Consider the following 25,763-nt stretch of genomic DNA (forward strand, 5'->3'; position numbering starts at 1 on the left):
GCCCTCGGTTACGTGATACGACAGCCTTTAACTCTGCCCATTCAACTCGTTCAAGGATTAGCCATGGCCCTTCTCAACTTCCTCGGCGCGATTCAACACGTTACCGGCTCCTGTTACCTAATCGAAAGCCGTGACGGCGCCAAGGTTTTACTCGAATGCGGCATGCGCCAGGGCCGTCGCGAAGAAGACGAAGGCAACCGAGGACCGTTCGCATTCGACCCTTTGAGCCTGGATGCCGTTGTCGTTTCGCACGCCCACATTGACCACACAGGCTTGTTGCCCAAATTGGCCGCCGCGGGTTATCGCGGGCCTATTTATGCCACCGACGCCACGTGCGAATTGATGGAGCTGATGCTGCTCGATTCTGCCTATATTCAGGAAAAAGACGCCGAATGGGAAAACCGTTGGCGCGCCCGGGCAGGCAAGCCGCCGCTCAGCCCGCTCTACACCACCGCAGACGCCGAGCAGGCGCTGAGCCAACGGCGCCCGGTGAGTTATGGCGAGCTGTGTGAAGTGGCCAAGGGCGTCCACGTTACCTTTCATGATGCCGGCCACATACTCGGCTCGGCGATTGTTGAACTGCACGTGCACGACCATGGACTGACGCGCCGCCTAGTGTTTTCCGGTGACTTGGGCAACACCTGCTCACCCTTGATGCGCGACCCCAGCATCCTGACGCAGGCCGATGTGGTGCTACTGGAATCAACATACGGAGACCGCGATCACCGCTGCAGTGAAGACACCCTCGATGAGCTGGCGGATATTCTGCAGCAAGCCCACCGTGACGGCGGTAACGTGCTGATTCCGTCCTTTTCGGTGGGCCGCACCCAAGACCTGATTTACTACTTAGGGCGCTTTTATCAGGAAGGCCGCTTACCGCAGCAAGCCGTGTTTCTCGACAGCCCCATGGCCATTCGCGCCAATGCCATCTACTCGCGCTTTCAGGACCAGTTCAGCCCCGAAGACCGAGAAGCCTTCCAGGGTCGTGGCAAAAAACGTATCGAGGATTGGTTGCCTATTCTGCGCTCGACCCTAACCCCAGATGAGTCGATGGCCATCAACCGGATAAAAAGCGGCGCGATCATCATTGCCGGCAGCGGCATGTGCACCGGCGGGCGCATCGTGCATCACTTCAAACACAACCTGTGGCGCAATGATTGCCATGTCGTGTTCCCCGGCTTCCAAGCTAAAGGCACCCTTGGCCGTAACATTGTCGACGGCGCACAGAGTGTCAAAATCTTCCACCAAAACGTGGTGGTCAACGCCAAGGTGCATACCCTCGGTGGCTTTTCTGCCCATGCTGGCCAATCGCAGTTAATTGACTGGGTGCGTCACTTTGAACACCATCCGCCGCTTTACCTGGTGCATGGCGAGCTGGAAAAAATGCAGGCTCTGCAAGTCGCCCTGCGTCAGCAACTGAACTGGATCGCAACCATTCCAGAACCGGGAGAGCAAATCGCCCTCTGACCCCGCCTGCGGTGACGGGTTCGTCTTGAGAGCGACACGCTTTATTACCGCCCTGGCGCTTGGCTCACTCAGATTAAGGCTGGGCTGATGCTGCCCGGCCTTCAGTATCAGGAGAAATAGCATGCCCGATGAATCGGACGATTATTTGTCCCGGCATTTTCAAATCAGTGGCGTCGACCTAAACAGCAAAGTTGAAGAGTTAAGCCGTCTAGCGACGCCCCCTCACAGCCCCAATACTCCTCTATACCAAGCCATGCTCAGTACAGTCGTACGCATGGCACAGGCGGACCGTAACCGCTGGGATGCCAAGATCATGCAGCAAACTCTGCGCGAGATGGAGCATGCCTTCAGCGTGCTGGAGCAATTTAAGCGGCGGCGTAAAGTCACGGTATTCGGCTCCGCGCGGACTCCATCTAATCACCCTATTTACAGCTTGGCTCGTGATTTGGGGGCGACTCTGGCCAAGCATAACTTGATGGTGATCACCGGCGCCGGTGGCGGCATTATGGCGGCGGCTCATGAAGGTGCCGGCCTGGAAAACAGCCTAGGGTTCAATATCACCCTGCCCTTCGAGCAGGGCGCTAACGCCACTGTGCAGGGCAGTAATAACCTGCTGTCATTTCACTTCTTCTTTTTGCGTAAATTATTTTTTGTCAAAGAAGCTGATGGCCTGGTGCTCTGCCCAGGGGGCTTCGGCACCTTGGACGAGGCGCTTGAAGTGCTGACTTTAATTCAGACCGGTAAAAGCCCGCTGGTGCCGGTAGTACTGCTAGACCAACCGGGCGGTATCTTCTGGACCAGCGCCCTAGCGTTTATCCGCGAGCACCTGCAGGACAGCGGTTACATCCTGCCGAGCGATTTGCATCTGGTGCGCCTAGTGCATAGCGCCGAAGAGGCTGCCGAAGAAATCGCCCAGTTCTATCGTAACTATCACTCCAGCCGCTGGCTTAAGGAGGCCTTCGTGGTCCGCCTCAACCACGCGCTGAGCGAGGCCGCCGTGCAACAACTGAACAATGAGTTTCGCGACCTGTGCAAACACGGCGACTTCCAACAACAAGCGCGCTGTGAATCGGAGAAAGATGAACCAGAATTGTGCGACCTAACTCGCTTAGCCTTTGCCTTTAACGGCCGTAGCCATGGCCGTTTGCGCGAACTGCTCGACGTGGTCAATCAACCGCATAACTGGGCGATAAATGCCCGATAGGCTTAGCTCAAGTGAAGGCTAGGGATGGCTTTATCAGGCCTACACGACACACATGCGGCGCGGATTAATCGTCTAACGCGCCGCGCAGCAAGCGCCCGACCAGCTCAAGCGGATAACCCCGATAGCTGAGATACCGTCCCTGCTTAGCCCGCTCACGAGCGTCATTCGGTAGTAAACCGGCAAACTTGCGTTGCCAAGTTTCCTGCAGCTGCTCGCGCCAATCGATACCGCTGTCGCGCAAGGCTTGTTCTATATCGCCGCGAAACAGTCCGCGCTGGGTTAGCTCTTCACGGATGCGCAATGGACCGTAGCCCGCACGCGCTTTGTAGCTGACAAAAGCCTGCAGATAGCGCGCCTCAGACAACAAACCCTCTTGCGTCAGACGGTCGAGGGCTGTTTCGATCAACTCATCTGCGGCGCCACGGCTGCGTAGCTTGCGGGTCAGCTCGACCCGCCCATGCTCGCGGCGGGCCAGTAGATCCATGGCTACCCGCCGCACCGCGACGGGGTTATCCAGAACGATGGGCATAACCGAACCAATCAGGCGTCGGCATCTGCCAAGTCAGCGGCCGCAGCATTGGCCTTGACCGGCGCAGCCGTTACCAGCAACTTTTCACGGATAAGCCCTTCGACGGTGCGCGCCACTTCCGGGTTGTCTTCCAAGTACTTAGCCGAGTTGGCCTTGCCCTGACCGATTTTGCTGCCTTGGTAGCTGTACCAGGCACCGGATTTCTCTAGGAAACCGTGCAACACGCCGAGGTCAATGATCTCGCCATTACGGTAAATACCCTTGCCATACAAAATCTGGAATTCAGCCTGACGGAAAGGTGGCGCCACTTTGTTCTTCACAACTTTAACGCGAGTTTCACTGCCGACGACTTCGTCGCCCTCTTTCACCGCACCCGTACGGCGGATATCCAAACGCACCGAAGCATAAAACTTCAGCGCGTTACCGCCGGTGGTGGTTTCTGGGCTGCCGAACATCACACCAATTTTCATACGGATCTGGTTGATGAAAATCACCAGGCAGTTCGCGTTCTTGATATTGCCGGTGATCTTGCGCAGCGCTTGGGACATCAAGCGAGCTTGCAAGCCCACGTGCATGTCGCCCATTTCACCTTCGATCTCAGCCTTCGGTACCAGAGCTGCAACAGAGTCGATAACGATCACGTCCACAGCATTGGAGCGCACCAGCATGTCGGTGATTTCTAGAGCCTGCTCACCAGTATCCGGCTGCGAAACCAGCAGGTCGTCGACATTCACGCCGAGCTTGCCGGCGTATTCAGGATCAAGCGCGTGCTCCGCATCGACGAACGCGCAGGTGGCACCGAGCTTTTGTGCTTCGGCAATCACCGACAGGGTCAAGGTGGTTTTACCGGAGGACTCAGGGCCGTAAATTTCAACGATACGGCCTCGTGGCAGGCCGCCAATGCCCAGTGCAATGTCTAAGCCCAGCGAGCCAGTAGAAATGGCCGGAATCGCCTGGCGATCCTGATCACCCATGCGCATTACCGCACCTTTACCGAATTGCTTTTCAATTTGGCCTAGGGCTGCCGCCAAGGCGCGCTTCTTATTCTCGTCCATTTAAGTCCTCACTAAATCAAGAAGGGCCAGCTAGCGGCCACCAACAACTGTATAAGTAGACAGTATTATTCCACAGGGCAAGTCGCCCGCCTACCCCGCGTTAGGATTTTCTTGCTCCAGTAGGCGCAACAGCCCAGCCAGCGCGGCCTCAACCGTTTGTCGGCGAACTTCGCTGCGATCTCCGGCAAACTGGCGGCGCACGCTGAATAGCTGCTCGCCATCACCCCAAGCCAACCACACAGTACCCACCGGTTTCTCTGGCGAGCCTCCAGCAGGGCCCGCCACACCGCTGACCGCTACCGCAAAACGGGCACCGCTATTCGCCTGAGCGCCGCGCACCATGGCTTCGACTACCCCCTGACTCACCGCGCCCACTGTGGCAAAAAGTGTTTCAGGCACGCCCAGCTGTTTAGTCTTATGCCTATTTGAGTAGGTAACATAACCTGCCTCAAACCAAGCCGAGCTGCCGGCAATTCGGGTAATTGCCTCAGCAATACCACCGCCGGTGCAGGATTCAGCGGTGGTTACTTGAGCTTTAGCGGTGATCAAGTGCACACCCAATTCGGCAGCTAACTGGGTCAGGGTGTCATCGTTGCGAGTCATCTGCACTCCGGGGTTAAAGCCTGCGAGGTCGATACCGTACACTAGGCGCTTTTGCGATTCAGCCGGACAGTTAAAACGATGAGCCAAAGCGACCTCAGTTCTCACACCCCCATTGTGCAGCTCTATTAGACTGAAAACCCGCTCAAGGCCCGCCATACATGGGCTAAGCACACTTTTGACACGGACTGCCCGCAAACTGAAACAGCATGGAATGGCATCGGGTGGCGTACAGATTGCCCCAAGCTTGCCCCACGCCCTCCAAGCTGCAGACACAAAAAAAGGCCCGGTGCAGCAGGAAGTCCTGCGGCACCGGGCCTTTTAGTTTTTGTCCTGAACAGGCGTAAACGCCTGCACCTTCTCACGCTCAATACAGCGTTGCACCTGCACGGCACAGCTCACCAGGGCAGCGTCCGACTCATCGAGCGCCTGGCGCCAGTGGTCATTTATCAGCAGTGGCGGGCGGGCCGGTAGTCGACAAGGCACCAGGTTGCAGGTTTGGTGGCGCAACGTAGGCTGCGGGGTCGCTGGTTTCGGGGCGGGCATAGAGCAGCCCGAGACCAGCAGGCACAGGCTGAGCCAGGTAATCAGCAATTGTTTGGTCATTGCGTTTCAGCTCCTCAAGGGCGCGAGATTGGACGGATGCGTTGCGCTGGATAGACTGGCCGAGCTGCTGCATGCGCTGCTCTACCCCATCCAGCTGAGCGAAACTGGCCTGCTGCGCTTCAAGCACTCGCGCCTGCAGAGCTGTTAGCTCGCGCTCGGCGGCTAGATCCTGCTCAGCACGATCAGCACGGTCGGATTGCAGCTCAATACGCGGACTGACCGCCCACCAGGTGGCATAGGCAGAGACGGCCACAAGCGCAGCAAGCAGCCCGACCACCAACCACAGGCGCAGTGGTGCCGGGATCAGATCGAGCAGGCTCATGCCAGCACCTTGCTAGCCCGCAGCCACAGTTCGCGGCGATCTGCTGCGCCGTTCTGGCCGCCATTGATCTTGCCTGTGATCGCCGTGAACTGGCCCTGGTCGGCCAAGGTGTTCAGCTCTTTGACATACCAGAACCAGCCAGCAGACTGGGCGGCCCATTCGGGTTGCTCCAACAGTTGCGGTTCGCGCAGCAGGCGGTCATCGCCGAACAGGCCGGCACTGCATTTGATGTAGTTGAACCGTCCGGTGATTTGGATCAACCCGCGCCCGCGATACAGCTGGCCGTCGCCATCGGCCTCGGGCGTGTTGCCCAGACGTTTGGCCAGCGTGCCGGTGTCGTACTTAGCTAGGTAGGCGTTGTTGCCCAGCTCGCGCGTCCATTGCAACTGGCCGGACTCATGCCCGACCTGAGCGAGGAAGGCGGCCATGCGTTTGGGCGTGTTGATTTGCCAGTGCTTGGCGGCGGCGTTGATGGCAGGTACAAAAACGCCCGCTGATCGGCGGGCGTTAGGCATGATGTGCAGCAGCTGCTGCTCGGTAATTTGCATACTTTTCTCCAGGCAACAAAAAGCCCGCACTTGGCGGGCTCAAAGATTGGTGTATGAGCTACTCGAAATCTAAATCTCCTGGCTGAAGGCCGCCAACTACATGACCACCCCCGTCAAGCAACACGCTTATATTAAGGAACTTCACGTCGCCATATTCATGGAAGACACGCTGCACTGTCCCGAACGCCTGCTCCCCCTGAGGAACCTTGGATCTATTGATGATCCATACGCGCTTCCCTTCGCGGATATCTGCAAGTTCCATCGCTCACTCCTAAATCTGCCTGACCAGCCTTAACCAATACCATTTGCTACTCAATGCTAACTGAGTCTGCTGGCCTGTTCCGCACATATCTGCACGCCGGAGAATGCGTATGTCAGCGCTACTAAGACCAACCCTAGCCCCTCACACATCCACATCGTAATGCAGCAAGTTCGGCGCCGGCCCGGTGATTACGCCGTCGGCGATGTAGGCTTTGCTGCCGGTGGGCACGTCGATGCCGCGCACGGCTACGCGGGTGCCGGTGCGTAGCTCTACCTCGCTGATGCCAGCGCTGGTGTTGATGCTGATGACGGTGGCGACGGTGCGCACGCCGCCGGGTAGTAGGCCGATGAACTTTTTCCAGGGGTTGGTGGTGGCCATCAGTGGTGCCTCTCTAGCTTGAGCTGCTGCTGCACGCGGCTTGCGCCGGTGCCTTCGGCGCTGATGTCCACGGCCAGGCACAGCCCTTCCCACGCACCTGCTTCCTCCGGCACGCGGCAGAGCATGCCGGGCAGTACCAGGCCCACGCCCTTGTCATCCGCAAACGGGAACAGCGGCAGGGTAAAACCAACGATCTCGATGTTGCCGCCCTTGCTCAGCTCGTGCACGCCACGGGCGCGGTTGGCGGCCTCGCCGGTTAGCCAGTCGTCGAACACGTCCGCCGTTGGGTTGTCGCCTGCTGTGCCGGCGCGGCGTACCAACATCGATACACCGCTGCTGGTACCGGACACATAGCAGGCGTTCCATGCTGGCTGAGGCGTCCAGTCGCCGTTGAGCTGAGTCATCATGGCGGGCGGGATGATGCGATCAATCGGCGCGTCGATCTGCCCCCACTCCCATGGCGGCACGGGGTAGCGCGGGCGAATCTCCAGCGCATCGCTGTTACGCGCCGGGCGCACGATGGCGCCCACGGTTTCCGCAATGCGGGCAATCACCTGCATGGCGGTTTGGCTCTGGTAGCTGAAGGTGCCAGCCGGGAAGGTCCAGTCCGCCGGGCCGACTGTTTCGGCATTCCAGGTCAGGGTAAAGCCGGTGTACAGCAGTTGCTCGGTGGCCGCTTGCAGCGCGGTGATAGGCGCGGCGTTGAGGCCGGTGCGCAGCGGCGCGTAAGGCGCGGCCAGCAGTTGGGTGCGGGTGGCCCCGCTGATGTTGTACGCCTCGCTGGCGAATTTGAGTTGGCGGCTGTAGCGCTCCACCAGCACCACCCACGTCCAGCCGTTGATATCGACCTCGATCTCTTTCGCGCCGGCGGCGTTGGGCTTGACCAGCTCCAGCGCGGCTTGGGTGAAAATATCCGCGCTGAACTTCCAGCTAAACGAATCAGCGTCCCAACCGAGGCGCACGTTTTTGGCTTCCAGCGGCGTGCGGCTGGGCAGCACCACCAGGTTGACTGTGTTGGCGATCATGTAGGTATCCAGCAGTTCAGGGTCGGTGGGCGGTACCGGCAGCGGTTTAACCGGGCCGCTGTAATCCGGGTAGACGATGCCAGTGAGCGGGCCGTCCAGCCGCCGCGCCTTGCCCCATGGCAAGCGGGCGCTGAGGTTGAGGCGGCGGGCGTCCTGCCAGCGCACACTGCCGCCGCTATCAACCGGCTGTATGCGCGGCCGGGCCGGCGTGTACTGGAAGTTGAAGAACACCTGCGCCGAGCTGGGCGGGAAGTACGGCCGGCCGCCAAAGTTGAACGCCAGCGCCCCGGCACCCGGCACATACAGGCTGGCCTGCAAGGCCGCTGCGGCGTCATAGCGCGGGCCGTAGGCATCCACCCGGCGTGAGGTGGTGGCCACCTGCACGTCCTTCTTGGCCGGCATGGGGTTGTAGATCAGCACCAAGCGCACATCACGCGGGCGGATGGAGTGGTCCCACCGGCCGCTGATGCCGCAATCCTTAGCCGGTACCGCGCTCCACGGCGCGGCTTGGGTGTGGCCGTCTGCTAGGGCAGCCGCGCCCCAGATTGGGGTGGCGAGCATGTCCTTGGCGGACAGCTCATCCCACCGCAGCGCGTTGCTTTGGTCGCGGCCCACCGCCTGCTGCCAGGCCACTTGCGCCTCCAGCCCCAGCGGCAGCGTGGCACCCCAGGGCGCAACAGCCGGGCGCGCAGAAACCGGGCGCGCCTTAGACCAGCGGCCCCCTACGTGTACTGAGAGCATTAGAGTATCTCGACAGGTACCGGCCCATGGGCCAAGGGTTGGTAATAGCGCACGGCAATGGCGCGGGCCGTGCCCAGCAGGCGCGGCACGTTGTCACCTTCAGCCGCCCACCATTGCGGCTCGGTGGCTGGCAGGGTGCCGGGCTCGGTGATGCGGTAGAGCCAGCCGCTGTACTGGCTGGGGCGGATGGTTTGGCCCGCAGTCACCGCCAGGTCAGCGGTGAACGCTGTGCCCCAGTCATCCACCCCCAGGGCATAGAGGCTGCCATCGGTCACGCGCACATCAATGGTGCCTTCACCGTCGGGCGTTGGCCCGTAGCCGGCCATGCGCCACTGGCCGTCACTGGGTTTTTCCACCAGCACCACTTCGCGCGAGGCCAGCAGGCCGTCGACACGCACGCGGGCTTGAACAACCGCAGGCGTACCTGGGGTACCGCCGCCTTCACCGCTGGTGATGTTGAAGGTGTAGGTGCCGGACTCCGTTAGAGTGAGGTAAGCCGCGCGAACTCTTGGCGGAGGCGCGTCATCAAGGCCAATGAGAAACCAGTCTTGTGATTGCATCGTGGCTAAGTCAAAGCGGCCCAAACGGGTAAGCTCGCCATCTCCCGGTTCCGCCGAGAAAACGGCAGACAACTGCCCAACCGAATCCGCAGACCTGTACATCCTGATTTGCTTCCCAGTACTTGTAACCTCCCCCTCGCGCAAGAGCCGAAATCGCAGCGAAACCTGGGGCGCAGCGACAAAAGAAGGAATCAGTCTGATGAACTCTTCGGTTATAGCGGTCATTGCCAGAACCTGGCCGCGTCGGTCAGCAAGAAAAACGAGGATGCGCCTGACTTCGCTGAGACGAAATACGAAGCACCCCCACCCAAGTCTATTAGAGTGTTCATTGTTCTTAGCGTGATGTCACTTGGAGCGCCGAGCGATCGTGCTGCGTGGTTCTCCCAGCTTTTCAGAAAAAGAGGACTGAGGGCGATGCCGCGCAATCTACCTGAAACCGTCCCGCTGCTAGACCAATATGCTGGACACAGACTGATCTCGCTCATCAGAGAGATGCTCGATGTAGGAGTCCTAGTTTGTGCGTCAAGACCGGGAGTACTCACATTCACCAAGCTACCAGAGCCCACTAAAAGACCCGTTGCTGGATCACGCAGGCTAGTGAACCCGTTGTTCCCGTCGAAATAGCATCTGGGATTTGTGTCGCTTCCTGAGTTGACTCCACCCATTGAGATCAGCCGGCCTTCAGAATCCTCCCCGACGTACAGCATCACGCTGTACGTGTCATAAGTGAGAGGAGTGCTCTGGGAGCCCCCAGCCATACACAGCAAAAAGGTCTTTTCATCTGCGACCATCACCCATGAACTAGTGTTGGTAGCGTATACGGCGTGGACTAGATACACGCGCTGCTGTGCAGAATTTGCTGAGGCGATACCAGATTTGAGGCCCTGCCCAACCATGACATTTGAACTGACTCCTTCGTAGGTTTCAGCTAAATACACCATCATGTAGTTCGCAGACTGCGGCCACGAAAAACATACATAGCCACTATGATTGCCGGTTCGAAGAACGAGGTAATTAGTGCTCTCCGCAGTAAGCTCCCACCCAGCCGCAGCACGACCGGCATAACCCGTTACAAGACATGCCTTAGCAATGGCTTTGAAGGCGGCAAACCCAACCGCACCATTTGTTCCAAAGGCATAAGTCGGCGCCCCAGCCTGATCCCGATGATAAGCAGTAGCCATCAGTCTGCATCCCCTCTGATCTGTAGCTTGAATTGATCGTCATCCACCGTGCCCTGCCCGCTGATCACGGTGCGGATAACCCACATCGGGCCGAGGGCGGCGTCTGTGTTAAAGCGCACCGCATTACCCGCCGCCCAGCCGCTGCCCCAGCCTTCCTTGCGGATGGTGAAGTAGGGTTGGTTGGTGAGGGCGTTGATGGGTGAGCAGTCGCTGCTGGTGTTGCCGGCGCTGATAACGCCGAGCTTTTCTTCCACCACGTTAAAGGCCGTGGCGCTGGTGAACACCAGTGCCCACTTACCGACGATGGCGCCGGCGTTGGTGATCACCTGCGGGAAACTCAGGCTGTTGTACTGCGCCGTCGTGGTGTTGCCTTGCACCTGGTCCGTCCAGTTGGGTGCGCCTTGGCTCCACGTTTGCTGGGTGAACCAGTTCCACACCCGCGCTTGTAAATCCCCCCAGGCCACGGCGCTGGATACCTGCGCTGCAGTGGCGGGCAGATCCCACGGCAGCGGTGAGCTGATGCCCAGCACACCGGTGATTTGCACGTCGGTGCACATGGCCATGTGCTCCACGCGGTCACGGATGATCAGCGGCAGGCTCAGTGGGTTGGCCTGTGCATCTTGCATCACCAACGGGTTGGCCCAGGTCACGCTGCCCAGCTCGCGGTTTACGCTGTAAGAGGTCGCGCGCAGCAGCAGGCCGTTGCCGTCTACCACCTCAATCTCGGCCTGTTGCTGGCGATCGAGCAGCACGGTGCCGCCCGCCGTGGGCGAGGCGATGAAGGTTTCAGCGGTGTGGTGGATCACCAGCACCTCGCCGTCACGGTAGATCGGCACGCGGCCATCGGATGGCAAGCGCACCGGGTCGAGCCCCAGCAGGCCGGCGTTAAGCGGCAAGCGGGTTTGCACCACAGCGTTGTAGCGCAGCAACAGCGGGATGACGGGCACGTCACTTGCGCCGGTTTCATCCGCCGGGTTGGTTGTAAACGCCAGCCGCACAATGCCAGTAGCCACATCGACACTGCCACGCACGATGCCGCTGGCGAACTCGCCGTTGAGGTTGGCCACAGCCGTGACCACCTGCGCCGTATCCGTACGCACCACGGTGATTTGCATGCTGGCTGCGCGCAGCGGCGCACCAGGGGTGCGAAACGTTGCACCGGTTACGCTAAAGCCTACGGCTGCCGTGAGGCAGGCCAGAATACTGACCGGGCCTGAGGCGTTGCCGATGTAGCTGCTGAGCGTGGCCGTGCGCGCAGCATAGTTAACCGTGCCCACCGCTACGCCGCCGTTGGTGTTGCTGGCTACATCGCGGTACAGCAGGCCGGAGCGGTCGCAGTACAGTGAGCCATTCCAGCTAAACAACAGCGAGCCGGGGACGATGCTCTGGGCGATGCTGGGCAGCAGGTTAACGGTGATCGGCGGCTGCGCTTGGCTGCTGGTTTTTGGCGTTACGCTCACGCCCGCTGCTTGGGCTTGCGCTGAGAGTGTGCCGCCGAACTGCTCGCGCAGCTGGACGTTGGTGGTGACCAGTTTCGGCACCGTGACCTTCACAAGCACGGGCGCGCCACTGCTATAGGGCGCACCGAGCACGTCTTGCGCGATGTTGGCGTAGGTGTGCTCAACGTATGTGTAGAGCCTCGCCACTTGTAGGGTGCAGGCGCCGGTGCTGTAGTTGATAGTGCCCGTGCGGCCGCCCTGCCAGCCACCGTTACCGTTGTCGGACGCCGCTTGGGCGACATCGAGATTGGTGTCATACACGGGCAGTGCGACGGTGCCGATAAATGCGGGCGCGGCTTGCCGTTGGGTGGTTAGCCAACCCACCCGCACGCTGCCGGGTTTAAGTGGCGCGCCGGGCAAAGTAAACGTGGCCATGCCGCTGCCGTCGCTGGTAACACTTAGCGGTGTATCGACCAGAGCGCCCTGCTGGTAGCTGTAAGTGATGCCGCCTGCCGGGGTGGCGCTGAGCAGCATGACAATCTCACCGCTGGCATAGGCGATGGTGCCCGTGCCGCCGGTGCCGGTGAGGTTGCCTTTGCCGTCATCAGTGAGGGTGCGCGCCGTGCCGGCGGTGTAGCTGATGCTGACCGAACCGGGCAGCACGCCGCCCTCTGGCAAAGTGTGGCGCACCTCAAGCACGGGCACCACGCTGCCGCCCGCGCGCTGCACAATGGCGTTGTCGGCTGAGCTGACGTAGCTGTAAATCAGCGAGCTGCCCACATCCGGCAGGGCATTGAGGGTGAGCGATACCGTGCCGGAACCAAAACTGATGGTGCCCGCGCCCTCGCCTGTGAGCAGGCCGTCGCCGTAGTCGCGCAGCTCATACCATTTGCCCAGCGCCATGTAACTGACCGACAAGGTGCCGGCACGCGGCACCGCGCCCGACAGGTTGAGGGTGTAGACGTAGCCACGGTTGCCCAGGGCAATCTCCAGCTCGCCGGTAATAGTCTCGCCAGTAGCCGCCGCGCCGGGTGCGTACACCGCGCTGGCACTGCCGGCCCAGCTTGTGCCGGTGCGCGTGAGGGTGACTTCGCCGGTTTGGTAATCCACCAGCCCGCTGCTGATCCAGTTGCTGCCGCTGACAAAACGCACGCCGCCCTTGCTGTCATCGGCAAAGGTGCCGCCGTTGGCGGTTAGGCTCAGTGAGCCGGGTGCGCAGCCGGTACCGAGGAACGTGCGGGACTCCCCCGCCACTGCGCCGGCAGCAACCGTCAGGCTGACTGAGCGTGCCGGGCCAGCGGCCACGTAGATTTGCCGCTGGTAACCGCCGAGTAAATCGACCAGGGCGCTCTCTTTGGTGGTGCTGGGCACCAGTTGCGAGTACACGCTTTTAACCCGCAGGCTCAGCGCACCTTGTGCCACGGCCTCAGCCAGCGGGCTGATGCCGAAGTAGCGCGCGGCATCGGCAATTTGCGTGCTCAACACGCGGGCCTTGGCTTTGCCGTCCAGGCTGGTGGCACCGGTACCGGCCGGGCTGACCTGGCCACCGGGGAACTCTTGCAGCAGCGGCGCGCTGATGGACAGGTCCAACCGGCGACGGGTGAAGTTGATGAAGTTGCCGTTGCCGTAGTCATAGGTGAACTGCTCCAACCGCGCCTCAACGCCGGCCAGTTGCACGTACTGCTGATGGGTGGCGGTGGCCAATTGGTACACGTCACCGACCTCGGGCATGCGCTGCTCTTCGCGCTGCACGCAGGCGATGGCGCGCTGGCCGGCCAGCTGGGTACCGAGCAACTCAAACTGCGCAGGCGATGCGGCGGCCACGTAACTCTCAATGGCGTTTTGCGCATCGCTGCGCACATCGGTTTGGCTGCCGGTGTTGAACAGCAGCACGCTCACGCGCGGGTCGGCTGGGCCTTCGGTGATGATGCCGTGCGCGCCTAGGTAGGCATCGGCGTTGCTGGTCATCACGCCGGCGGAGACTTTGCGCAGGTTGATGCGGCCTGCTGTACGGTCGAGCCGGCTGATATCGGGGAACAGGTTATTCACCTGCGCATCGATCACGGCCTCACCGGTAGCACGGCCACCGCCGTCATTCTCATCGGTTAGGCGCTGGGATTTGAGCAGCTTGATGTCAGTTTTGTTAATCGCCATGCCTATCTCCGGGCACAAAAAAGCCCGCACGCGGCGGGCTTAAAGGGTTGTTGGGGTAAGCGCGGGTTAGGGCGCGGGCGGTGCAGGGGGTGCCACGGTGATGAGCCGCAGGGTCAGCTCATGCAGCCAGTCGTTGCTGGCGTTAACCGTGCGCCACATGGGCTTGGCTTGTACCGATGGGCCGGCGGCGCGGTTCCATGTCACGTAATGCTGCGCCCCGGTTGGCAGGGTGAGTAGCATCACGATCACGCGCACGGCGGCCAGCGCTTCCAGCTCGCGCACTTTGGCCAAGGTGAAGTACGCGCCACCGTTGCTGCTGAGGGTGATGGGGCGGCCGTACAGTTTGCTGCGGCCCTCCTGCACGATCAGTGCGCCGCTCAGGCTGCGCTCTTGGTTTTGCTCCACGGGGTCCCAGTCCCATTCGTCCGTCCACTCAAGTTGCTCGCCGGCCAAGTCGGGGTTGTCGGCCAGGTTGATGCTGCCTAGGGTTAATGCCATCACAGAGCCCTTAGCCCAGCATCTTCGAGGATGCTCAGCAAGTTGGTTTCATCACTGGCCGAGTTGATGGCCACGTCTACAGATTTGCCGTTGGCATTTTCCAGCCGGATGGTTTTGCCCGGTGTGGCGGGCGCTGCCGTGGCGGCGGGCTTGTTAGCCTCGATGCGTTTCTCTTGCTCGGTGCGTTGGCGCTGCTGCGCGGTTTCGGCCTCGATCTGGCGCAACATGCCCAGCGCCCGTTGGGCATTGGCCACGGCTTGGGAGTCGCCACCGGCTTGCGCTTCGGCCAGCTGGGTTTGCAGCTCGCGCTGACGGCTGGCGAATTTGCGCCGCTCGATCTCTTCGGTGCGGCCTTGCAGGCCGTCCAGCTCATCCATCAGCCCTTCCAGCGTGCCGCGCGTGGATTGGTTCATTTGTTCCATGCGCTGCTGGGCCGCGCTGATGGCGGACTCTAGGCCGCTGAGGTCGCTGTCATCGAGCAGGCTGAGCGCGCGGCGCATCGAGCTGGCACTGGCCACAAACTGCTTGGCCGAGATATCGCCACGGGCGTAGGTTTCAGTCAGGTTTTGCAGCGCCGCTTTTTGCCCGAGGAAGGCTTGTTGGGTTTTCAGGCTGGCTTGTTGCGTCTCCAACTGCCAGCGCCCTAGCCCGCTGATCATCGGTTTAGCGGCCTCGGCCTGCACATCGCCCAGGGCTTTGGTCACGCGCTCCAGTGAATCGCGGGTGGCGTCTAGGCTGCCGGTATCGACAGACACATCCACCGATGAGATGCCGCGCAGGCGGTCGTAAAACTCCAACGCCGCCGCACTCATCGCCGCCAAGGGCTCACGGGCGCGGCTGATGACGCCGCCGAAGAAATCCTCGAAGGCGCTGATGTCACGCTTGGTGTCGTCGCCATCCTTACGGCTGCGCTCCATGGCCTCGCCACTGGCGCGGCGCTCTTCTTCCATGCGCTTGCCGGAGATGCGGCGCAGCTCTTCGTTGGTAACAATGCCGTCTTCAAGCGCTTTGTTGTAGGCGATTTGAGAGTCGGTGAGCTTCTCGCCTGCATCCTTACCGGCGTTGCCTGTATCTACGACAGCGCCCTTCAGCTCCTTCTGTTTGGTATTGGTTTCATCCAGCGCCTTGTTGTATTCAGTAGCGCCAATCAGCCCGTCATTAAGCATCCGCCGCAGGGCGGCGCGGATGTTGTTGAACTCAACGTCAGTTTTGGCGCTGGCGATAGCGGATTGCACATCAGCCAGGTTTTGCAGCTCACCGGTTGCACCCTTTACATCATCACCCATGCTGCGTGACGCACCACCCAGCTTCTGGATAGCAACCGACGCGGCATTGTGCTGCTCTTGAAATTGCTCAAGGCTGATGGCCTTGCTGTTGTACGCGTTGAATAACGCTTTCTTTAATGCCTCCAACTCAGCAACCGTACCGGCAGAGCTGAATGCTTCCTGTGCATCTTGGTAACTTTTAATAGAGAGGGTGGCATCACCCACCCCTTGAGTAAGCTGCGCAATCTCAACAGCCAACTCGTTATGCCGCTTCTGATATGCCTCCAGCGATATTTCATCTTTCAAACGCTGCTCAAGCAGCGCCTGCTGCTCAGCCTTCAGCTTGGCTACGGCAACCGACTGCTCTTTATCGGCAGCAGTTGCGCCCCTGGTAGAAGCCTCGACGATCTTCATACGCTCAGCAACGGCAGCGAGCGTTGTTTCCAGCCCCGATTGGTCGATTAGTTTCTTATCAAAGGCCTCTTCCAGTGCGACCTTGATCAACCGCAACTCATCAGCGGAGTCGGCGAACTTGATGGCCGCCATTGCCTGGCCAAGACCTGTGATCTTGAAGTTCGCCCGCGTCACAGCATCGGCAAGCTCCTCCGATTTTTTGCGGGCTACTTCTGCGCTGCGGTCGATTTTCTTCCAAGACTTATCAATCTTCTCAGCGGCCCTCTCGCCACTGCTACCAATACCGGAAAAGGTGTCGGTAATATCCCGGCCATCCTGCGCAACCTGGCCCGCAAGGCCTTCCATCAGGGCAAAAACCTTGTCGAGCGCAGACTCAATACCGGCGACCAGCACCTTGCCACCTAGTGCATCCGGCACAGCCTTGGCTACAGTCGCCATGACAGAAAGCGCCGTGCCCGCTAACGCTGTAAAGGCCGTACCAGCAGCGGCCATAAATCCGGTCAGCACGTTCGAGGCAATACGAATAGGCGCCGTCATCATCTGCAGCGCTGAAACAGTTTTGTCGATGTTGCGCCCAAACTGGTTCAACCATGCAGCGCTATCATCGGTCAGGGTTTTGAAGTCGACATCCAGAAGCTTTAGTGCGAACTCCTCTACCTTCTCCGCACCTTGAATAAATGCATTACTCAGCGCCTCGGCTAACTTATCAAGCCGGCCATCATTGGCCATTTCATCCAAGTAATCGCTTAGCTCCACCAGCTTGCGCTGGATGAAGTCGAACGCGCCTGAGTTAGCAACGCGGCTGGCAAAGTCACCAACGCGATCACCTAGCCCCTTCCATAAGCCCGCCGCCGTGTTGAGGCGCGCTGCCGCCGCCGAGCCGCCGTAGGCCTCGCTCAGCATATCCATGATGATGGCTTGGGCCTCAGCCGTTTTACCGGTGGCCTCTAGCTGCCTCAGCAGGCGCTTCTGCCCATCCTCCAGCTTGAAGCCCTGTCGGCCCAGCGTGGTGATGGCCTCGGATGGCGATTGCAGCGCACGCCCTACGATCTCCGCTGACTGCTCAACACTGATACCAAGGCGCTGCTGCTGATCAATGATGATCTGCATAGCACGCGGGAACTCAGTGGCCGCCACATCGGTGTACGACAGCAGGCGCGCCTGAGCAGACTGCACCTGCTCAGCAGTCAGCATCGAGCTGGCCTCGGCCGCATCCGCCATATCCAGCAGCTGCTTTGCCGTGAACTCAGCCTGACGCCCGGTAGACGCCAGCGCTGCCTCTAGCTGCCCGAGCGCCTGCTGTTTCTCCGAACCATCCAGGGCGACAGCGCGAATACCCTGGGCAACTAGCCTTAGACCGCCTTGCACCAAACCCATTACCGCACTGAGCGACACATAGGCAGCGGCGAACGCCAGCACTTGCTTGGCACCGTTGGCCATAAAGCCACGGGCTGCATCCACCCGATCCGCGTGCTCTTTGGTTGTGTCAGCGGCTTTCTTTTCCTCAACGCGCTTTTGCTTGATGGCGTCACGGTTATCGCCCAGCGCCTTCTTGCCATCCTCCAACTCTGCGGCCAGGCGTTTCTCTTCGGCCGTTACGTTGTCGGTATCCACCCCCATCTGTTTTAAGTCGGTGGTCAGGTTTTTGATAGCGCTCTGGTTTTTCTTATAAGCGCGCTCGGCTTCATCCAGCGTGCGCCGGGCCTCGCGCATGGCAATGCGCTGGCCGGCAGTGGCTTCGGCGTTGTCGCCCAGCTCACGGGTCAGATCATCCAGCGTGGCGCGGGCATCCGCCTGGGCGCGGGACAACCCCTCAGTGGCCTGCTGGCTATCTCGCAGCGAGCGGGCAAACCCGCGGGCACGGCCCACATCCTCCATGCTCGCCTTGAGGCGCTGGCCTTCTTCGGCCAGCTCGCGCATAGAGTCGGTAGCCGGCTGCACATCACCCGACAGGAAGTTACGGGCGCGCAGGGTGAGTTGGATCAGCCGGTCAAAGGCCATGACTTTTCTCCAGGTAATAAAAAACCCGCCGCAGCGGGGGAAAGGACAACGACTAGCAAAACCAACCGGCAACGTAGTAGCTTTTAGCCTTTACGCCCAAAAATCAGGGAAGAGGTATAGAGCATGAAATCTTTCATCTGCGCCGTAGTCGGGGAGTCATTCAACAACCCAGATGGCGAACCACGGCAAACCATCATCAAACATCACGTACAACCCGGCATGTACGCGCAGCTAGAGCCCGAACCGGAAAACCCTCACGACGAAAATGCAGTGGCGGTTTACGTTGCCAGTTTCCAGATCGGCTACCTCAAGCGCGATGTAGCCGAGCGTATTCTGCCCCACCTTGAAGAATTCAACGTAGACGCAACGGTGCACGCCATAAATGGTGGGAAAGACGGGCAGCTCTACGGCGTCACCCTGACAATCCAGATACAGGGTGAGGAAGGTGACGAAGACGACGACGATGAAATATACGATGAGCCCGTTTACCAACCCAGAGACCCAGCCTCAAAGGCACGCCAAACCCGATACGAACTCTCGTATAGCCACAAAGACGATCTGGAAACCATGGTCGACTGCTGCATAGGAGAAGAGCTTGAGTTCTGGAATACCCCCAACGGGCAACGGCGGATACCGCGCCCGATCTTTTTCCAGCGCGTGGCCATTCTCCAACGCAAGGCTCAGAACTACGTCGCAGAAGTAGAGGTGTGCGAACGCTGGCTGAACATAGCGGACCTTTACCTAAGCCAGGAGTTTGTAAAAAAAGGTGGAGGCTATGCATTCGAAGACACAAAGCCCCACCAAGACCTTATCAAGCGCATCGACAAAGCCCGCGAACTACTTGCAGGCACCACTACTACGCAATAGCCGGCAACGTAGTCAGCTCATACACATAAGGCCGGCAACCGGTGGAGAGCCGCACCCGCTTGTAGCCCAACAGCTGCAACGCGGTGCCTACGGCCATTTGCGTGCCCCGGTCATTAATCAAGGCCAGGGCCTGTATCAGCTGCTGGCCGCTAAAGCCTTGTGGCCAGTTATTGGCCACAAGGTGAGCCCGTATGCGTTGCTGCAATTCGTACTGCTTGCGTTGCGGCTCTGGCAAATCCGGCCCATCCAGCCATTGGCTGGCACCTAGTTCGGCCGCTAGGTCGATACCCGTTGTGCGGGTGGCGGCTTGGTTGGCGCGGGTGGCGGCCAGCCGGCGCGCCATGCCCATGGCCCGACCGGTGGTGTACAGCGCGCGGAACACGCGGCCAGCGCTGACAATCTCATCCGCCTCAACGTGCGAGGCCAGCGGCGCAGGCGGCTGCTCAAACTCAACCGCGGGCATCACGTAGGTGCCGTGCTTGCGAATGCTCGGCAGCACCTCAGCGGTAACCCACTTCTTGAAGCGCTTAGCCTCGGCCTTACGGCTTTTGAAGATCAACGAGTAAAGACCGGACTCATTGACGATGCTCAGTTGTTGATTGCCACCAAGGGTGTCGGTTAAAGCGACACCCTTCTCATCATCATCCAAACGGCTCAGTGCATCGCGGGCGTTGGTGATAGCCAAAGCACCGCAAACATCAGCAGCCACCCACCATGGCTCGCCGTCCACCAGCACCACGCGTACGGCGGCACCATCAAACGAAAACTCCATCGGCAGGCTCATCACTTCGCCTCCCGCAAACCGCTGATTGAAGAGCTAAGCAACGCCTCTACCGACTCCAACAGGTAGTAGGTGGACCAGTTAATTTTCTGATCGTCCTCATGATCGGCAGCATCCGCCACCATTTTCACCGAGGCGCTAACCGTACTCAGCAGGCACAGCGCGTACTCCAGCGCGTCGACAGCCGACACGCCTTGTTGCACAGCAAATACGGATACGCCGCGCGACACATCGCCGAATGCACGGTGACGGGTTACGGCTGAAGCAATTGGGTTGCGAGTAGACATGATGGATCTCCATAGCTGGACTGGAGTTCGTCACCACTGCGACCAAACAGAAAGGGTGGCGAACTGTGCGCAGGTTGGTCGACCGGGGCTATGGGACCCGGCAGGGCCGAAGCCCTCCCACGCACAGCCCGCCATAAAGCGGGCACAAAAAAACCGCTCTCGCGGCGCTGTGCGCCATAGCTGACCGGGCGACCAAACCCGTGCCGCTGGATATACAGCGGTACGGGCAAAGGTAAACCCAGAACGGCGGCGCGTCAACGGTGCAGTGATAGTGCACCGTGCGTTCGACCAACCTGGGCGTTCCGTAGTAGCGTATGGCCTGCATGGAGCTTCAGCCCTTTGGCTGCAACCAAAGAGCTGGCCATCGCACTACACAGCGCACAACCAAGGAGTGTCAGGTATGAAAATTCAAGGCGCAGTTATCAAGGAACAAGGCATTACGTTCGCTGTAGCTATCGTCAAGCATCACATCACAAGCTCTAACCATGAAGCCGATAAGGTTCGCGGATCGTTGCAAGGTTACTTTCCAGGGCTGCCAGTTGTTCTGGCGTCGCAGGACGCCCGAGGTAATTTCCGGTATCACGGTCGAACTGATCTGGCCAAATTCCTTGCAGGACTTCACCCGTCCCAGATCCCTTGGAAGGAATACACATACAGCTGATGGTTTTCACAATTAAGACCCTCAATAAAACCCCGCCATTGGCGGGGTTTTGTTTTGTTGCTACGCCGCTTTCGCAGCCACGCCCAACTCGTAGAACTGCGACATACCCGGCGCAGTCACCAGCGGGTCAGCCAGCAACTCACCAGTGACGTTATAGGCCGCGTAGTCAGTACCGCTCAGGGCAATTTCTTGCACCAGGCCAACCTTGAAGCGGCGCAGGCGAGCCGGGGTTGGCGCGCCACCTTGAGCGGCGTTGAGGCCGGCAAAGTAGACTTCTAGCTCCGCCTGAGCGGTGGTGAGCATTTGCACCACATCGGCCTTGAGCGAGGTGTAGCTCACTTTGACGCCTGCAGCGGTGACGGTGGTGCCGCTGGTGAGCTGAATGCCATAGGGCGTAAGAATGTAATCGGTGCCCGGCGCCAGAGCGACATCACCGGCTGTTTTGACGGTGACGGTTACCGACATATCCGGCAGGGAGTTGAAGGGGATCAACTCGCCCTCCACCGCTTCGCAGACATGCACCTCATCAACCACTGGGGCCGATGCCACACCCTTGATGGTGCCGCGCCCCATGAGCGCGAGGTTGCAAGCGTTGACGTCATACAGGGTGAAGCTGCAGGTTACGCCAGTAACGCGCGAGAACGAGTTGCGGTTGCCTACACCGGTAATGAAGTTGGCCAAAGCCTTTTGCTCTTCAGTGTGGGCGATCTTCAGCTCGCTGGTGTTACCCAGTGGCAGCATGGCCTTTTGGGTTTGGTAGGCGCGTGTGAACAGGTCGCCAAAGCCTACAAGGCTGGCGTCAGGAACAGTGATCATGGATTTACCTCGATATCAGAGAGCGGCGCGGGGCCAGGTGAAGCGCGGATGAGTGGCGGGCTTACTTCGGCTCAGCAGCCGGCTTGGCCTCGGCCTGGGGCTTTTCTTCTTTGGGCTTGGGCGCAAAGCCGTTGGCTTGGGCATGCGCCAAGACGGCACCGCTCAGCTCAGCGCCTTTGTCGTACAACTTGACCTTGCCCCCCTCACGGAAGGTGAAGGCCTTTTCTGCTTTGGTGGTGGACATATCACCCTCCTAGGGTTGGTATTGCTCGATGAAAACAGCGGCAACCTGAGCCTGCACGATGGCAATGGAATGCCCCGGGGCCGGGTAGTTAAATTGCACGTCACCCAGCGTGACGCTCTGCAGCAGGCCGAGCAGGTCAGGCGGCGGGCGCACACGCACCGCGCGGCCGATGCCCCACTCGACTTGATCCAGCAGCACATGCCGCTCGATGCCGGGGTGGTCTTCAAAGTTGATAACCACCTCAACCTGATAAGCCCGCCCACGCTTGCCGGAGAGCACCACGCCAGCAGGCGTAATGGCATCACTGGTGGAGGCGGCTACCAGTGTGGCGAGCGGCAGCGGTGCGCCTTGCGGCAGATCCTCATAGAACTGGCCCACATGCACACCCGCCAGGTTGAGCGGATAGCCGTTAGCCTGGGCGACTAGCCGCAACTGGGCGGCGAGAAAGTCAGTCACCCGCGTGGCGATCAGTTGCATCAGAACAGCTCCTTATCCAGATCAAGGTTGAACTCGAAGGCCAAACGGTCAGCCGCCTGCTCGCGCGTGCTGTCATCCACGGCTACGCGGAACAGCGCTGCAGCTGATGGGCCATTGGCGTCCTCGGGTGCTCGGTAGTCATAACGGTACTGGGTGATATGCGGCAGCTTCGTTTTGGCGTGCACATTGCGCTCGCGCACACTGCGGGTGGCCAGTGGCAGCTTGCGGGTGCTGGATGGGTTGATGAAGCCGGCCGCTACCTTCTCGCCGCGCCACCAGTCCACCAGCACGCGGGCGTTTGTCTTCGAGCCGCCAACCGGGCTCGCCCGGTGCCGGTAGCTGCGAGCCGGAATAGTGGCCGATGACGGAACAATGCTGGCTTCAGGCCTGCCCGTGTTGGCCAGATCAAGGCGAAGGCGATCATTGAAGATCACCCTCCGCACCCCTGTTGCTTTGGTGAACGGCTCAACCAGCAGCACACGCTTAACCCAACGCGCCGTCCGGTTGGTCGAGTTGATCTCGATCCGCGCGAAACGCTTTTCGTCGATGCCAAACGCGGCGGCACCGCCCTCGAACTGCGGCAGGCTCACGTCGATACGGTTCATACACGCTTCACCCACATGCGCCGCACGATGCGGTCATCCTCGCCTTCGACCAAGCCTGCAACCCGCCAGGCCACGCCAGCAGCCTCAAACACCGCACCAGGTTGCGGCCGACCGACCTCAATCAGCGCAGCCTCCAGCTGCGTCACGTGCTCCACCACCCCAGCGAACTGCCCAGGGCGGGCGACGTCATAGGCCATGAACACGCGACAAGGCAGCGGTGGCGAACCAGCCTGGGCGGTGTAGGTAGCCGGCGTGCCGATCAGCTCTTCTGCCGACACTACAACCTCGGCACCGTTACCGCGCGGATCGCGTGGGGTAACCAGGTGGAACAGCCGAGCACCGTGCACCAAGTAGCGACCAGAGCGGAACAACTCAGAAGCGCGGGCGCGTATCTCCACCAGCGAGCGCTGACGAAGCCCCAGGGGTGCTGGGCTTTCACCTTCCTTGGTGCGAATGTCTACCCAGCGCTCACCCAGCGCAATTGCTTGCAGCTGGTCATCCAGCCCCAACACCTTGGCGCGGTAGCGCAATCGGCCTGCTCGCATATCAGAACCTCGGTGGCACGGTTATCTCGGCCAGCATGGAGTCGGTGAATGTTGAGGGCAGCTCAGCTAGGATCGTGCCCACGACAAAGCGCTCACGAAACTCATAAGCCGTGGCCGCATTGAGCAGCAGCCACATACGCACGCCAGGGTAGGCAGCAAGGTCGACGCCGGCTTTGTAGGTGATACGCAGCTCACCAGGGGGTCGACCATCGGGGAAATACAGAAAGCTCTCCCGGCCACCCTGTCGCAGCTCAGTGGCCACGGTGAGAGTTGTCACGCCGCCACCGCTGCCCAAGCGGGCCACTGAGACAATCTCAGTGGCCTGGCCAACGTCTAGAGCACGACCAGAGCCGTAATGCGCCGGCCAATCCTCAACATACTCAGCCACCCGAATTGCCGCACCCGTGCGTTCTTCAGCCTGCGCCGTAACGCCGGGGATGATTACACCCTCGATCAGCGCCAGCTCTGGCGCCAGATCAGCCTCCTCAGCCCGGCACTGCAAGGCGACCTCGGCTAAGGTGATTGCCGCAGCACCGGAGTAGGCAATTCGGCGAGCCATTAGGGCTTAGCCTCATCGATATCGGTATTGCCATCAGCGCCACCAGAAGCAGGCGCGCCGCCAGCATCAGTAACGGCGGCCGGGCCGGGCTTAGCAGCAGACTTAGGCGCTGCAGCACGGACTTTTTTCGGCTTTGCACCAGGCACGGCGGCAGGGTCGTACTCAACCGCTGTGCCATTGCTCACCAGCATGTCCGCCACGTCAGCCGGGAAACCGGCGGTTTCGGCGACGTTGTAGCCGCGCCAAACTTTGGCAAAGGTGACGGGTTTTAATTCGCTCATTACAGAATCCTCATAACGCAAAAAGTGCGCCCCGCACGAGGCGGGGCGCGCGGTTTACATGCCAGCACCCCAGGTGATGCCGGTACCGACCGCGATGGACTCGACGTGGCGCGGGCCAAAGTCGTGCTTGCTGATCACGCGGATCAGCGTCTGATCACGCTGGAAGGCGCTCACAACATTGCCGCCGCCGTCTTTGTAAGAGGCTTCGGTACTGATGGCGATTGCCAGATTGGCGTCTTCGCCGATGTAGCAGTCGGCGAAGTTAACAAAGTAGATCTCTGTCTCATTGGTGCCAGCGCCCAGGTTGACCGGCACTTGCGTAGTTAGCGCAACCGGGTAGCCCTTGAGCAAGCCTCCATCGATCTCAGGGAACGCCTTGTTACCGTTGCCATCACGCAACGCTTGGAGCCAGCGCAGCACACGCGGCGCCATGATCCAGCCGCAGGAGGCGAGGTCGACGTTGGCGGCCTCTAAGCGCAGCATCATGCCGCCCAAGTAGGTATCAACAATCGCGAGCGTTGCACCCGCAGGCGCAGCTAGCACGTTGCCTGCAGGTGCCCAATAACGCAGCCCCTTCGGCAGATCGCCTGTACCCGCGCCACGAATAAAGTGCAGATCCTCCGAGAGGCCCATGCTGGCAGCGAGGTCGGCGCTCACCTGCGCATCAATGCGCGGGTTAACACCTGCGTGTGCCAGTAGGTCATTTGAGATTGGGACGATAGCCGCCGCCTTTTTAGCGGTGAGCTTGAGGTCACCGAACTGCATATCGGTAACCGAAATATCTTCCTCGGTGCCCAAGTAGGTGACTGTGGTGTTGCCTATCACGCGCGGCAACGTCAAATTGCCATTGTTCAGCGGCAAGCTGACAGCACCCATACGGCGCACTACTGACCGAGGGCGCAGTGATTCGATCACACTGGTACTGAAGTTCTCCGGCACCAACACGCCACCAGATGCCGGCGTGACGGTGGAGAGCGCCATCTGCACATCATCAGCATAGCCACCCTTTTTAGCGAGCTTGGCAGCCTCGTGCTGATTGCCACCGGCCTGCACCATGAGGCGCACCATTTGCGCCATGGCAACGCCAGGCTTGGTGGTGGCCGCGTTGTTGGGACCGCTGACATGGATGTGAGCGCCAGGCGGGCTTTGGCTACCCTGTGCGCCTTCATTAATGGGTACAGCGCTAGACGCCTGCACTCGCTCAGACGTCTCGGCGCGGCCGATCTTGTCGCTGATGGAATTGATCTGGGTTTCCAGATCCGCAAAGCTGGCGAGTTGTTCAACGGTCAGCGCAGTGCCGCCCGCCTCGATTTTAGCCAACGCTTGCAGGCTCTCATTGAGCTTGGCGCGTTCGCTACGCAGTTGAAGTACAAGGGACATGGTGCCTCCTG

General features: G+C 60.3%; 26 protein-coding genes. 4 read left to right on the plus strand and 22 right to left on the minus strand.

Annotated elements, in window-relative coordinates; translation table 11 throughout:
• The first annotated feature begins 63 nt into the window (after positions 1–63).
• Positions 64–1,467 carry an MBL fold metallo-hydrolase gene (locus WF513_RS11965; protein ID WP_339079607.1) on the plus strand — a complete coding sequence of 468 codons (1,404 nt, stop codon included), beginning with the start codon at positions 64–66 and terminating at the stop codon, positions 1,465–1,467.
• Between the two features lie 121 nt (positions 1,468–1,588).
• Complete coding sequence (locus WF513_RS11970) at positions 1,589–2,671, plus strand: LOG family protein (protein WP_339079608.1); 1,083 nt, start codon at positions 1,589–1,591, stop codon at positions 2,669–2,671.
• A gap of 64 nt (positions 2,672–2,735) precedes the next feature.
• Here the strand turns inward: WF513_RS11970 and recX are convergent, their stop codons facing one another.
• The 12 genes from recX to WF513_RS12030 form a co-directional block, all read right to left on the minus strand.
• Positions 2,736–3,200, minus strand: coding sequence for a recombination regulator RecX (gene recX / locus WF513_RS11975; protein WP_339079609.1), 465 nt, complete (start codon positions 3,198–3,200; stop codon positions 2,736–2,738).
• 11 nt (positions 3,201–3,211) lie between these two features.
• Entirely contained in the window at positions 3,212–4,255 is a 1,044-nt protein-coding gene (gene recA / locus WF513_RS11980) for a recombinase RecA (RefSeq protein ID WP_339079610.1), read from the minus strand.
• Positions 4,256–4,345: 90 nt separating this feature from the next.
• Positions 4,346–4,858, minus strand: coding sequence for a CinA family protein (locus WF513_RS11985; RefSeq protein ID WP_339079611.1), 513 nt, complete (start codon positions 4,856–4,858; stop codon positions 4,346–4,348).
• A gap of 439 nt (positions 4,859–5,297) precedes the next feature.
• Positions 5,298–5,783 carry a hypothetical protein gene (locus WF513_RS11990; protein WP_339079612.1) on the minus strand — a complete coding sequence of 162 codons (486 nt, stop codon included), beginning with the start codon at positions 5,781–5,783 and terminating at the stop codon, positions 5,298–5,300.
• Positions 5,780–6,331: a glycoside hydrolase family 19 protein gene (locus WF513_RS11995; protein ID WP_339079613.1), complete on the minus strand. Its 552-nt coding sequence runs from the start codon at positions 6,329–6,331 to the stop codon at positions 5,780–5,782. Before WF513_RS11995 ends, WF513_RS11990 begins: the two co-directional genes overlap by 4 nt.
• 58 nt (positions 6,332–6,389) lie before the next feature.
• A complete protein-coding gene (locus tag WF513_RS12000) occupies positions 6,390–6,593 on the minus strand; it encodes a hypothetical protein (RefSeq protein WP_339079614.1) in 204 nt (67 codons plus the stop codon).
• Positions 6,594–6,734: 141 nt separating this feature from the next.
• The gene (locus WF513_RS12005) at positions 6,735–6,971 is read right to left on the minus strand and encodes a hypothetical protein (RefSeq protein ID WP_339079615.1); all 237 of its coding nucleotides are present in this window, start codon (positions 6,969–6,971) and stop codon (positions 6,735–6,737) included.
• The gene (locus tag WF513_RS12010; protein WP_339079616.1) at positions 6,971–8,737 is read right to left on the minus strand and encodes a hypothetical protein; all 1,767 of its coding nucleotides are present in this window, start codon (positions 8,735–8,737) and stop codon (positions 6,971–6,973) included. The genes WF513_RS12005 and WF513_RS12010 overlap by 1 nt, the downstream gene beginning before the upstream one ends.
• Positions 8,737–9,297: a hypothetical protein gene (locus WF513_RS12015; protein ID WP_339079617.1), complete on the minus strand. Its 561-nt coding sequence runs from the start codon at positions 9,295–9,297 to the stop codon at positions 8,737–8,739. Before WF513_RS12015 ends, WF513_RS12010 begins: the two co-directional genes overlap by 1 nt.
• Positions 9,298–10,477: 1,180 nt before the next feature.
• The gene (locus WF513_RS12020) at positions 10,478–14,071 is read right to left on the minus strand and encodes a hypothetical protein (protein ID WP_339079618.1); all 3,594 of its coding nucleotides are present in this window, start codon (positions 14,069–14,071) and stop codon (positions 10,478–10,480) included.
• Positions 14,072–14,137: 66 nt separating this feature from the next.
• Positions 14,138–14,569 (minus strand): hypothetical protein, encoded by a 432-nt coding sequence (locus WF513_RS12025; RefSeq protein WP_339079619.1) that lies wholly within the window; start codon positions 14,567–14,569, stop codon positions 14,138–14,140.
• The gene (locus tag WF513_RS12030; RefSeq protein WP_339079620.1) at positions 14,569–18,249 is read right to left on the minus strand and encodes a phage tail length tape measure family protein; all 3,681 of its coding nucleotides are present in this window, start codon (positions 18,247–18,249) and stop codon (positions 14,569–14,571) included. Before WF513_RS12030 ends, WF513_RS12025 begins: the two co-directional genes overlap by 1 nt.
• 123 nt (positions 18,250–18,372) lie before the next feature.
• Between WF513_RS12030 and WF513_RS12035 the strand changes: the two genes are divergently transcribed.
• On the plus strand, positions 18,373–19,116 hold the full coding sequence (locus WF513_RS12035; protein ID WP_339079621.1) for an HIRAN domain-containing protein: 744 nt from the start codon (positions 18,373–18,375) through the stop codon (positions 19,114–19,116).
• Here WF513_RS12035 and WF513_RS12040 read toward each other — a convergent pair.
• Both WF513_RS12040 and WF513_RS12045 read right to left on the minus strand, forming a co-directional pair.
• Positions 19,106–19,900: a Bro-N domain-containing protein gene (locus WF513_RS12040; RefSeq protein ID WP_339079622.1), complete on the minus strand. Its 795-nt coding sequence runs from the start codon at positions 19,898–19,900 to the stop codon at positions 19,106–19,108. The two genes, WF513_RS12035 and WF513_RS12040, sit on opposite strands and share 11 nt — an antisense overlap.
• Positions 19,900–20,184, minus strand: a complete 285-nt coding sequence (locus tag WF513_RS12045) for a hypothetical protein (protein ID WP_339079623.1) — start codon at positions 20,182–20,184, stop codon at positions 19,900–19,902. Before WF513_RS12045 ends, WF513_RS12040 begins: the two co-directional genes overlap by 1 nt.
• Before the next feature lie 400 nt (positions 20,185–20,584).
• On the opposite strand from WF513_RS12045, the gene WF513_RS12050 reads away from it, so the two are divergent.
• The gene (locus WF513_RS12050) at positions 20,585–20,845 is read left to right on the plus strand and encodes a hypothetical protein (protein WP_339079624.1); all 261 of its coding nucleotides are present in this window, start codon (positions 20,585–20,587) and stop codon (positions 20,843–20,845) included.
• A 60-nt stretch (positions 20,846–20,905) separates the two neighbouring features.
• On the opposite strand, the gene WF513_RS12055 is transcribed toward WF513_RS12050, so the two are convergent.
• From WF513_RS12055 to WF513_RS12090, 8 genes are all read right to left on the minus strand, one after another.
• Positions 20,906–21,661, minus strand: a complete 756-nt coding sequence (locus tag WF513_RS12055) for a hypothetical protein (RefSeq protein ID WP_339079625.1) — start codon at positions 21,659–21,661, stop codon at positions 20,906–20,908.
• A 61-nt stretch (positions 21,662–21,722) separates the two neighbouring features.
• A complete protein-coding gene (locus WF513_RS12060) occupies positions 21,723–21,905 on the minus strand; it encodes a hypothetical protein (RefSeq protein WP_339079627.1) in 183 nt (60 codons plus the stop codon).
• 9 nt (positions 21,906–21,914) lie between these two features.
• Positions 21,915–22,382, minus strand: coding sequence for a hypothetical protein (locus WF513_RS12065; RefSeq protein WP_339079628.1), 468 nt, complete (start codon positions 22,380–22,382; stop codon positions 21,915–21,917).
• The gene (locus WF513_RS12070) at positions 22,382–22,987 is read right to left on the minus strand and encodes a hypothetical protein (RefSeq protein ID WP_339079629.1); all 606 of its coding nucleotides are present in this window, start codon (positions 22,985–22,987) and stop codon (positions 22,382–22,384) included. Before WF513_RS12070 ends, WF513_RS12065 begins: the two co-directional genes overlap by 1 nt.
• Positions 22,984–23,532, minus strand: a complete 549-nt coding sequence (locus tag WF513_RS12075; protein WP_339079630.1) for a hypothetical protein — start codon at positions 23,530–23,532, stop codon at positions 22,984–22,986. Before WF513_RS12075 ends, WF513_RS12070 begins: the two co-directional genes overlap by 4 nt.
• A gap of 1 nt (position 23,533) precedes the next feature.
• Entirely contained in the window at positions 23,534–24,091 is a 558-nt protein-coding gene (locus WF513_RS12080; RefSeq protein ID WP_339079631.1) for a hypothetical protein, read from the minus strand.
• Positions 24,091–24,372 (minus strand): hypothetical protein, encoded by a 282-nt coding sequence (locus WF513_RS12085; RefSeq protein WP_339079632.1) that lies wholly within the window; start codon positions 24,370–24,372, stop codon positions 24,091–24,093. Before WF513_RS12085 ends, WF513_RS12080 begins: the two co-directional genes overlap by 1 nt.
• Before the next feature lie 54 nt (positions 24,373–24,426).
• Positions 24,427–25,752: a phage major capsid protein gene (locus tag WF513_RS12090; protein WP_339079633.1), complete on the minus strand. Its 1,326-nt coding sequence runs from the start codon at positions 25,750–25,752 to the stop codon at positions 24,427–24,429.
• Positions 25,753–25,763: the final 11 nt, after the last annotated feature.

The organism is Pseudomonas sp. TMP9, assembly GCF_037943105.1.
Lineage (GTDB): Bacteria > Pseudomonadota > Gammaproteobacteria > Pseudomonadales > Pseudomonadaceae > Aquipseudomonas.